At 66.2% G+C, this 4002-nt stretch carries 5 protein-coding genes; all 5 read right to left on the reverse strand.

All coding sequences use genetic code 11. The annotated features are described in order from the left end of the window. Positions 1-726: SDR family oxidoreductase (locus ENZ74_RS24300; protein ID WP_164761172.1), on the reverse strand; the 726-nt coding region annotated here is incomplete at its 3' end. An 18-nt stretch (positions 727-744) separates the two neighbouring features. Further along, positions 745-1671, reverse strand: coding sequence for a 3-hydroxyacyl-CoA dehydrogenase NAD-binding domain-containing protein (locus tag ENZ74_RS24305; RefSeq protein WP_063168743.1), 927 nt, complete (start codon positions 1669-1671; stop codon positions 745-747). Beyond that, positions 1668-2537: a hypothetical protein gene (locus ENZ74_RS24310; RefSeq protein ID WP_063168742.1), complete on the reverse strand. Its 870-nt coding sequence runs from the start codon at positions 2535-2537 to the stop codon at positions 1668-1670. Before ENZ74_RS24310 ends, ENZ74_RS24305 begins: the two co-directional genes overlap by 4 nt. A gap of 1 nt (position 2538) precedes the next feature. After that, positions 2539-2862, reverse strand: coding sequence for an NIPSNAP family protein (locus tag ENZ74_RS24315; RefSeq protein ID WP_063168741.1), 324 nt, complete (start codon positions 2860-2862; stop codon positions 2539-2541). 63 nt (positions 2863-2925) lie between these two features. After that, positions 2926-4002 (reverse strand): alpha/beta fold hydrolase (locus ENZ74_RS24320; RefSeq protein WP_206522320.1); only part of this gene is annotated, 1077 nt, incomplete at its 5' end.

Raw genomic sequence — 4002 nt, forward strand, 5'->3', positions numbered from 1 at the left:
GGTATGGCCGCCGGGCGCCTGTTCGCTCGGCGCGACGGTCAGTTCGCTGATGTCGACATGATCCGGCATCCGCAGCGCGGTAGCAAGCACGGCGGCAATGTCGGCCGGGCCGAGCGGCCGCTGTTGCGAGTACATGCGCTTGCGCAAGCCCTCGCGGTCGCCGTCGAAGGCCTTCAGATAGAAATCCGTTTCCACACGGCCCGGGGCGATCTCGGTCAGCCGCACGCCGGTGCCCGCGAGATCATAGCGCAGGATGCGACCGGCCTGGGAAAGGCCGGCCTTGGCCGCACCGTAGGTCGTCGTGCCGGGAAAAACGCCGCTGGCTGCCGTGCTGGTCAGGTTGAAGATGTGGCCACGCTTGCGCGCGATCATGCCCGGCAGCAACATGCGGATGAGCTGCAAGGGTGCGGTGAGGTTCAGCGCCACCACCTCGGCTGTTTCCTCCGCGCTCTGTTCGTGCAGGGGGCGCACGGTCGCCAAACCGCCGGCATTGTTGACCAGGACATCGATTTCCGCCGCACCGAGCGCAGAAGCGATCGCCTCGTTGTCGCGCACATCGGCGACAAGCGGTTTCACGCGTGGCCCGAGCCTCTCCTGCAGGACCTGTAGCGCGCCACGGCTGCGCGCCAGCGCATGGACGGTCAATCCTTCCGCGATCAGGCTCTCGACGATCGCTGCGCCGATGCCTTTCGAGGCGCCGGTGACGAGGGCGGTGCGATAGGTCATGGCCATTCTCCGTGACGATTAGAGTGCACCGTGTGCGGCCACTGTTTTCAAAATGCCGACCAGGCCAGGCTCGCGCGCGGCCTTCAGATCCTCGTGGCTGCGCCCGCCTACCGCCGCATTTGTCGAAGCTGTGATCGAGCGGATGGTCTCGCTGTCAAGCTTTGCGTCGAGCAGCGTGTCCCAGATCGCCTGATAGGTCGGGCCATATTTGCGCAGGAAGTCCTCGATGCCATCGGCGTTGAGGCTGTTGGAGATGAACGAACCTTGCAGGGTCCATTTCGCGCCCGGCCCATACATGAAGGCACGATCCACGTCCTCGACCGAGGCGACGCCGTCTCGCACCAGAGCGATCGCCTCGCGCCACATGGCGCCCATCAGGCGCAAGGCGATATGGCCGGTCACCTCCCGGTTGAGCGTTACCGGCTTCTTGCCGATGGCTTCATAGATGGCGCGTGCGCGGGCGATCGCTTGTGGATCCGATGTCTTGCCGCCGACGATCTCGACCAGCGGCATCAGATGCGCTGGATTGAAGGGATGGCCGAGCACGACGCGGCCGGGCAGGCGGCACTCGCCCTGCATGTCGGACACCAGCAGGGCCGAGGAGGAGGAGGCGATGACGATCTCGTCACCGACATGATCTTCGATCTCGGCGAGCAGCCGGCGCTTGAGGGCCAGGTCTTCCGGACCGTTCTCCTGCACGAAATCGACGCCTTGGAGCGTCTCGGCGAGCGTCGGAAAAAGATGGATCTCGCCGGGCGAGGGCGAGGATCCCTTCAACGCGTCTAGGTCGGCCATGAGTGCAGGCAGCACCTCGTTGAAAGCCGCTTCGCGCCGCTCTGTCGGGTCGAACACGCGCACCGCGTGGCCGGCATGGGCAAAGCAAGCCGTCCAGCGCTGCCCGATGACGCCGAAACCGACAATGCCGATGGTCAGTTTTTCCATCATCCGGCCCTCCTGCCGTCAAGCGCAGCGCGGAAGGCCTCGTTGAGGTCGTTCCACGGGATGAGAAGATCGATCCAAGCGCCAACCCGCCCGGTAGCCAGGATCGCCTCGTCCATCAGCGCACCGAGCGGATAGTTGCCGTCCATCGCCGCCTTGAGCCGGAAAAGCAGGGCAGGCGTTTCCTCCATGTGGCAGAAATCGCGTAGCCGGGTCGCGGTCTTGTCGAGCGCGATTGCTGCCGCCTGGCGCAGCACCAATTCGTCCTTCCGGCCGCGCTCGGCGCGGATCCACCAGAGGAATTCGTGCAGCACCCGCGCTTCTGATTCCGCGGTGAAGACAGGCCCTGCCGGGTGCATGATGGCGCGTGACGCGGTGACCCGGCTGATGTCGGCGGGACAGAACACCCACAGCGCCTTGCGAGCGGCAATGATATCCTGTGGCAGCGACGATGGCGGCGAAGGCTCGGACACGCCGCCATCCGACCGGACAAGCGTGCCTTCCAGGATGCGGCGGCCCTGGTCCTGTTTCAGTGTCGCGGCAAGTTCGGCAATGCCTTCCACCGGCGCGTCGAGATGGCCGAGAACGGTGATCTCGGCATTCTCCGCCTGAAGCGGCGCGAAGGTGATTTCGAGGAACTGCCGCACCGGCCAGTAGATGAATGCGCCGGCGGTCGCGGAAAGCACATGCGTAGCACCCTCGATATCCTCGACGAAGGGAGCATGCCAATAGATATGGCTGCCGGCGATCTTCGGCGTGTGCAGCTGCAGACGCATCGGCAAGGCCGAAAGCAGCGCGCGGCGCGTGCGCTCGGCATCGCCAGTCAGGCGCAGCGGCCAGCTGCGCCCCTCGGTCGAGAAAGTCAGGTCCATCTTATTTTCCCGGATTGAAGAACGAGACGGGTTTGAGGATCTGGTTGCGCATGTCGAGCAGATAGTCGGTCTCGATCACCTTGCGCCGGTAGGCCTGCCATTCCGGGTCTGCCTCCATGCGGTCGCGCCGCTCCTCCCGGTCGGCAAGGCTTTCATATCTCCACAGATGCACGGTGCGCGAGAGGTCGCCGATATGCGTCTGGAAGAAGCCGAAGGGCTCGCCCAGATAATGCCGCTGCATCGGCAGGCCGACGTCCTCGTAGAGTTTGAGGAAATGCGACAGCTTGTTGGGGCGGGCGGTGTAGGTGCGATGGTCGAAGATCATATCGGCACTCCTTCTGACATTCTGTCGTGGCGCCCTTGACGCGGGCGTGATGGTCTTGCCGGCTCAGCCGGCACTTCGCACCGTATCGGCGATGAGCCGGGCGGTGAGCGCCGGTGCCTCGATCTGCGGTACATGGCCAACGCCATCGAGAAGATGAACGGCAGTGAAGCCCGGCGCGCGGGCCGCATGGGCGACCGGGATGACGCGATCGAGCCTGCCCCAGATGAGCCGCGTCGGGACGGCGAGTTCGCCAAGCGCGCCCGCGAGATCGAAACCCTGCGTGCCGTCCGGGAACAGGCTTTCGGCCATCGCAGTGAGCGCGTCGCGATTGCCGGTCTTTTCCAGCTGTCTGAGTGCGGCCTGCGCATAACCGACCGGCAGGGCCGAGGGGTCGCCGACCATGACCGCCAGCCATCGCTCAAGCGCCGGGACGGTTGTTGCGCGGGCGAGCCCGGCAAGGAAGCCCGCATTGATCTCGGGGCCGAGCCCGCCAGGGGCAAGGAGTGTGACAGAGCGTACCGTAAAACGGCCCAGTCGTGCGAGCGCCAGAGCCGCCGCGCCGCCGAGCGAATGGCCGACGAGATGGGCATTGCCGACGCCCATCCCCTCCAGCCGGTCGGAGAGGAGGAAGGCGATCTCCTCGATGATGCTTGCAGGTCTTGCCGCTTCCGTACCATGGCCGGGCAAGTCGAGGCTGATCGTCTCGATCCCCGGCCCGAGCAACGGGACAACCTGCCGCCACACGGAGCGATCCGCCCCGAAGCCGTGGATGAGGACCACCGGCACCGTCTGCCGGGCCGGCGCGGCGACAGGCGATGCCTGGACTGCGGCTGGCGCCCGCTGGCCTGCACCGTCCTGTTCGTTCGTGCGAGCGGCAAGGGTGGCATCGATGTCGCGCTTCTTGATCCGTCCGCGCGGCCCGCTTCCCGAAATGGCGGCAAGGTCGAGCCCGGCCGCGGCGGCAAGGCGCCGGGCAAGCGGGCTGGCGATCGGGCGGCTGCCAGGCTGCCGGATGGAGGAAGAGGCTTCGTCAGCCACAAGCTCGCGCGGATTGGCTGCCGCGGCGGCTGCTGTCGCCGGCCCGACCGAGGCTGGCTGGCCAGCCATCGGCTTCGCGTCCGCGATCGTGCCGAGCACGGC

This window comes from Mesorhizobium sp. M7A.F.Ca.CA.002.15.2.1, from assembly GCF_003998715.1.
Classification (GTDB): Bacteria; Pseudomonadota; Alphaproteobacteria; order Rhizobiales; family Rhizobiaceae; genus Mesorhizobium; species Mesorhizobium ciceri.